Here is a 5,420-nt window from a genome sequence, read left to right on the forward strand (position 1 = left end):
CAGCGTGACGAAGGTGGCGCCGGGCGCGCCGAGGGCCGCGCGGGCGTCGGGGTCGGCGGCGGCGGTCTCGTCCACGAGCTCGGACGTCTCGGTTTCCTTGCGCCGCAACGCGTCGCGCGCCGTGGCGACCGCGAGCGCGGCCGCGGCATCGCCCGGCGGACGGGCGGCGGGTTCGCTCATGAGTCGATGGTGACACGGATACGTCACCGCCATCGGACAACCTCACGGCGATCCATGCGAGGATCGGGCCATGGAGTCACACGACAGCTCGGATGTCATCGTTCACCCATCTGCCGTCCGCCCCGAGGAGACCAATGTGGATAGCCTGGAGGGGAAGGTGGCCCTGGTGACGGGGGCGGGCAGCCCCGAGGGCATCGGGTTCGCCGTCGCCAAGCGGCTGCGCGCCGCGGGCGCCGAGGTCATCATCGTGTCGACCACCAAACGCATCCACGAGCGCGCCGCCGAGATCGGCGGCACGGGCTTCGTCGTCGACCTCACCGAGGACGCCGAGGTGGCGGGCCTGTCCGACGCGATCTCCGAACAGATCGGCGAGGTCGACGTCCTGGTCAACAACGCCGGTCTCGCCTCCAAGACGGGGCCCGCCGTGCTGCGCCCCGTCGCCCAGCTCACCTACGCCGAGTGGCAGAACGAGGTGCAGCGCAACCTGTCCACCACGTTCCTGGTGAGCCGCGCCTTCGTCCAGGGCATGGCCGAGCGCGGCTGGGGACGGGTCGTCAACGTCGCCGCCACCGCGGGCGTCGTCAACGGGGTCCCCGCCGAGGCCGCCTACGCCGCCGCCAAGGCGGGAGTCGCGGGCCTGACCCGCGCGCTGTCCATGGAACTGGTCGCCGACGGCGTCACCGTCAACGCGGTGGCCCCCGGCCTGATCCGCACGGGCTCCTCCACCGTCCCCGAACTCCAACGCGGCCTCGACATGCCGATCGGCCGCCCGGGCACCCCCGACGAGGCGGCCGCGGCCGCGGCGTTCCTGTGCTCGCCGTCGGCGGGCTACATCACGGGCCAGGTCCTCGTCGTCGACGGGGGCGCCGCCATCCGCGCGTTAGCGTGGAGACATGACGAACGCGGCGTTCTTCCTGTACGACGGCGACTGCGCCTTCTGCACGCGGTGCGCCGAGTTCATCGTCCGCCGCGTCCGTCCCGGCGCCGCGGTGGAACCCTGGCAGCGCTTCGACATCGCCGCCGCGGGCCTGTCCGCCGCCGACTGTCAGCGGGCCGTCCAGTGGGTCGACCCGCCCGCCCCCGTGCGCTCGGGCCCGGCGGCGATCGCGGCGGTGCTGCGCGATTCGCGTGGGCGCCTTGGCTTCTGGCGGGCCGTCGGCCGCGTTGCCGACCTGCCGCCGGTGCGCGCCGCGGCCGGCCCCGTCTATCGCCTGGTGGCCCGCAACCGCCACCGCATGCCGGGCGGCACCGCCTCCTGCGCGCTGCGTTAGTTTCAGCGCGTGGACGACAACGAGGTGGGCGTCGGCCCGTGGACCGGCGACTGGCCCACCGACGCGCGGTACGACCCCGAGCTGCTGGCCGACGGCGACCGCCGCAACGTCGTCGACGGCTACCGCTACTGGCGCCGCGAGGCGATCGTCGCCGACCTGGACTCCCGCCGCCACGACTTCCACGTCGCGATCGAGAACTGGCAGCACGACTTCAACATCGGCACGGTGGTGCGCAACGCCAACGCCTTCGCCGCCCGCGCCGTCCACATCGTGGGCAAGCGGCGCTGGAACCGCCGCGGCGCCATGGTCACCGACCGATACCAGCACGTCCACCACCACCCGACCATCGACGAGTTCCTGGCGTGGGCCACACAGGACGGACTCGACATCATCGGCATCGACAACCTTCCCGGCAGCGTGCCCCTGGAGACGACCGGACTGCCGCGCCGCTGCGTGCTGTTCTTCGGCCAGGAGGGACCGGGTCTGTCCACTCAGGCGCGCGGCGCGTGCCGACGGGTCTGCTCCATCGCCCAGTTCGGATCGACCCGCTCCATCAACGCGGGTGTCGCCAGCGGGATCGCCATGCACGCCTGGGTTCGCGCCCACGCGCGGCTACCCACTTCGGACACCATTGGCGAGTAATCCGACGTAGTGACGGATATGCGACACCGACGCGCCGAAGCGCCCGTCACTTCATGATTTGTCGGACTTGCGACATTAGTACCGTCTAGGCTGTCCATTGCCTGGTGCGATAGAGACTCAGGGGTGCGCTTGGGGTAAAAGGAAGCTAACCTAGAGGCGGCAGAACCCATTGAAAGGCGACGCCGTGGCCGTAGACGTTACGACTGACAAGAAGTACATCATCGCGACACAAGCTGTACGCTCAGTGGTGTCCGTGAATCCAGGAGAACCGGCTTTCACCAATGTGGTCGGTGGCCGGGGTTCGTTCGAGACGCTGTGGGAGGGGGTTCGCCCGACATGAAGAAGATACTGATGTGGGCCGGAGTGGCCTTCTTGGTTTTCTTTGTCGCATTCAAGCCTGACAGCGCCGGCAACGTCGTCACGACGATCGCCGGCACGATCGCCGATATCGGCAATGGCTTCGCCACGTTTATCTCAGGACTCGTCTCCTGATGACCGATGGCAGCCGCTCGGGCGACGGTGATCCGGGAGAGTCAGAAGACCGGATCACCGAATCGCTCGATCCACCGAACCAGCGGCAACCATCCGAGACCGCCAGCGGTTCGGTGGACCCCAACGCGGCACCCCGGTCGTCCACCCCGGATATCGGAGAGGACGACCTCACCGGTTTCCGATTCGACGCTTCGGGAATGCCCTTGGGCCCCAGCAATATGCCCGTACCGGACGTGCCGTCCCCCCTGGCCGCCCGGTACCTGTTCCCCACCGAGAAGTACCGCGGCGAGTGGCGCCGCCACTGGATCCACCTGATGCCCGTCATCGTGGTGGGCATCCTCGCGACCTTCGTCGGCGGCTACGTCACCGGCCTGTTCGCCAAGGGCGGCAACCAGACCCTGGTCACCGGCGTCGTCATCGTCTACATCCTCATCCTGCTGTGGGGGGCGTGGCGGGTCTTCGACTGGTACTTCGACCGCTTCATCCTCACCAACAAGCGGGTCATGGTCATCAACGGCATCGTCACCCGCAAGGTCGCGATGATGCCGCTGCTGCGGGTCACCGACATGAAGTACGAGCAGTCGCCGCTGGGCCGCATGATGAACTACGGCAGCTTCGTCATGGAGTCGGCCGGTCAGGACCAGGCGCTGCGCGAGGTCAAGCACCTGCCCGATCCCAACGAGCTCTATCTCCAGATCTGCGAGGAGATGTACGAGCCCGAGGCCGTGGACGCCCGCGACACCGCGGACGAGAGCCTCGACGACGAGCTCCAAAACGACAGCGCCCGCGGCGGCGACGCGTAGTCGGCCGTCACTTCACCGGGACGGCGCAGATCGACCAGCTCGCCCGATGGTGGCGCCCGCCGTATTCGGTGAAGGTCTTGCCGTCGGAGTGGTCGGAGCAGATCCCACCGCCGTAGCCGCTGGTCTTCTCCACCACCTCGTAGCGGGCGTCCTTGCTGCCGCAGTCGACCACGTCCAGGCCGCCGACGAAATGGTCATCCATGCTGGACAGACAGTCGCCGACGTTCGGGTTCGACTCCAGCAGCCCCAGCGTGAGGCCGGCGCCGCCCAGCAGCACCGCGACCGCGATGCCGAAGACGGTGAATCCGCGGCGGCGGGGGCGCGCCTGCGGCGGGGGATAGGGCGGGTACGGCCGGGTCGGAAACGGCGGCGGCGGTACCGGCGGTGGGTAGGGCGGCCGCTGCCGCGGTCCGTACTGCTGTGGGTGGGACATCGAGTCTCCCGTGTGTGGGCCAGAAGTCTTCGACATCCAGACAACGCGCATCGCGCAGTCGGTTCATCACCAAAACGTGCCGTTCAGCCCCACGCCAGGTAGCGCAGCCACAGGTACACCGTGACCATCGCGACCGAAACCACCGTCACCAGCAACCCGTACTTGGTGAATTGCCAGAACGAGATGCGGTGCCCGGATCGCGCGGCGATGCCCAGCGCCACCACGTTGGCCGAGGCGCCGATGGCCGTGGCGTTGCCGCCCAGGTCGGCTCCGAACGCCAGCGCCCACCACAGCACGTGCGACTGTGTCCCGTCGCCGGCGTGGTGCGCCAGCTGCTCGACGATGGGGCTCATCGTCGCCACGTAGGGGATGTTGTTGACGATCGCCGACAGCACCGTCGAACCCCACAACAGCAGCATGGTCGCGCCGGGGACGTTGTCGCCCAGCGCGCCGGTCGCGGCGTCGGAGACCTTGCCGATCACGCCCGTGCTCACCAGCGCGCCCACCATGATGAACAAGCCCGCGAAGAAGACGAGGGTCTCCCACTCGATCTCCCGGGCTATCCGTTCGCCGGGTAGCCGGGAGGCGGCGAAGAGCACCAGGCCGCCGATCATTGCCACAATGGACGGTGAGATGCCCACGGCGCGTTGCAGGGTGAAGCCGGCCAGCACCGCCGCCAGCACCGCCAGCGACATCACGAGCAGCCGCTTGTTCTTGATGGCGTCGCGTTCGCGCAGTGCCATGATCGCCATGGCCCGCTTGGGGTCGTAACGGAACGACTCGCGGAACATGAAGCGGCACATGGCGACCAGCACCAATATCAGCAGCACCACCAGCGGCGCCATGTTCACCAGGAAGTCGTTGAAGGTGATGTGCGCCTTTTGCGAGATGATGATGTTGGGCGGGTCGCCGATCAGGGTGGCCGTGCCCCCGATGTTGGACGCCAGCACCTCGGCGATGATGAACGGCACCGGCTTGAGATTGAGCCGTTCGCACACCAGGAACGTCACCGGCGCCACCAGCAGCACCGTGGTGACGTTGTCCAAGGCCGCCGAGGCCACCGCGGTCACCACGATGAGGATCACCAGGACGCTGAACGGCCGCCCCCGGGCGCGCTTCGCCGACCAGATGGCGAGATATTCGAAGATGCCGGTCTGTTTCAGGACGGCGACGATCAGCATCATGCCCAGCAGCAGGAAGATGACGTTCCAGTCGATGCCGGTCATCTCGTCGAAGAACGCGGTCCGGTCGGTGGCCGCTCCGAGCAGGAACATCACGATCGCGCCGCCCACGGCGGAAGCCACCGGGCGGACGACCTCGGTGGCGATCAGGACGTATGCTCCGGCGAATGCTACGACGGCGGCCCAGGCTTGCCAGGTCACGTCGGACCCCCTTTACGGCGTGGTGAGCGGGACAAACGCCGACCAGACTTCCCGGCACACCACGTGAGGACCACGACGCCGGGAGACATTACCGGTGTCAGGCACTGGACAAATACCCAGGTATCGACGATGATCGTAAAAAGCTCTCGGTGCGTGAAGGAGGGCTAACTCATGGGCAGTAGTTTTTCCTCTTCTACTCATTCCGTGGCACCGGCCG

Annotated in this window: 7 protein-coding genes and 1 pseudogene; 5 read left to right on the forward strand and 3 right to left on the reverse strand. The window is 68.0% G+C overall.

Annotation, left to right across the window (positions count from 1 at the left end):
• Positions 1-180 (reverse strand): hypothetical protein (locus VE172_RS11930; protein ID WP_324801674.1); only part of this gene is annotated, 180 nt, incomplete at its 3' end.
• A gap of 70 nt (positions 181-250) precedes the next feature.
• Between VE172_RS11930 and VE172_RS25440 the strand changes: the two are divergent.
• The 5 genes and pseudogenes from VE172_RS25440 to VE172_RS11955 form a co-directional block, all read left to right on the forward strand.
• A pseudogene (locus tag VE172_RS25440) lies at positions 251-1,072 on the forward strand (SDR family NAD(P)-dependent oxidoreductase); the annotation flags it as partial.
• Position 1,073: 1 nt separating this feature from the next.
• Positions 1,074-1,451 (forward strand): thiol-disulfide oxidoreductase DCC family protein, encoded by a 378-nt coding sequence (locus tag VE172_RS11940; protein ID WP_324801680.1) that lies wholly within the window; start codon positions 1,074-1,076, stop codon positions 1,449-1,451.
• 9 nt (positions 1,452-1,460) lie between these two features.
• Positions 1,461-2,093, forward strand: coding sequence for a TrmH family RNA methyltransferase (locus VE172_RS11945; protein ID WP_324801682.1), 633 nt, complete (start codon positions 1,461-1,463; stop codon positions 2,091-2,093).
• Between the two features lie 336 nt (positions 2,094-2,429).
• On the forward strand, positions 2,430-2,585 hold the full coding sequence (locus VE172_RS11950) for a hypothetical protein (protein WP_324801685.1): 156 nt from the start codon (positions 2,430-2,432) through the stop codon (positions 2,583-2,585).
• Positions 2,585-3,388, forward strand: coding sequence for a PH domain-containing protein (locus tag VE172_RS11955; protein WP_324801687.1), 804 nt, complete (start codon positions 2,585-2,587; stop codon positions 3,386-3,388). Before VE172_RS11950 ends, VE172_RS11955 begins: the two co-directional genes overlap by 1 nt.
• 7 nt (positions 3,389-3,395) lie before the next feature.
• Here VE172_RS11955 and VE172_RS11960 read toward each other — a convergent pair whose 3' ends face one another.
• Entirely contained in the window at positions 3,396-3,821 is a 426-nt protein-coding gene (locus VE172_RS11960) for an LppU/SCO3897 family protein (protein ID WP_324801690.1), read from the reverse strand.
• Between the two features lie 83 nt (positions 3,822-3,904).
• On the reverse strand, positions 3,905-5,203 hold the full coding sequence (locus VE172_RS11965) for an ArsB/NhaD family transporter (RefSeq protein ID WP_324801693.1): 1,299 nt from the start codon (positions 5,201-5,203) through the stop codon (positions 3,905-3,907).
• Positions 5,204-5,420: the final 217 nt, after the last annotated feature.

Origin of the sequence: Stackebrandtia sp. (assembly GCF_035643755.1) — a bacterium.
Classification (GTDB): Bacteria; Actinomycetota; Actinomycetes; order Mycobacteriales; family Micromonosporaceae; genus Stackebrandtia.

Excerpts from the sequence above, each read along its gene's own strand:
- VE172_RS11940 (WP_324801680.1), top strand. The coding sequence starts at position 1,074 with ATGACGAACGCGGCGTTCTTCCTGTACGACGGCGACTGCGCCTTCTGC.
- VE172_RS11950 (WP_324801685.1), top strand. The coding sequence starts at position 2,430 with ATGAAGAAGATACTGATGTGGGCCGGAGTGGCCTTCTTGGTTTTCTTT.
- VE172_RS11955 (WP_324801687.1), top strand. The coding sequence starts at position 2,585 with ATGACCGATGGCAGCCGCTCGGGCGACGGTGATCCGGGAGAGTCAGAA.
- VE172_RS11960 (WP_324801690.1), bottom strand. The coding sequence starts at position 3,821 with ATGTCCCACCCACAGCAGTACGGACCGCGGCAGCGGCCGCCCTACCCA.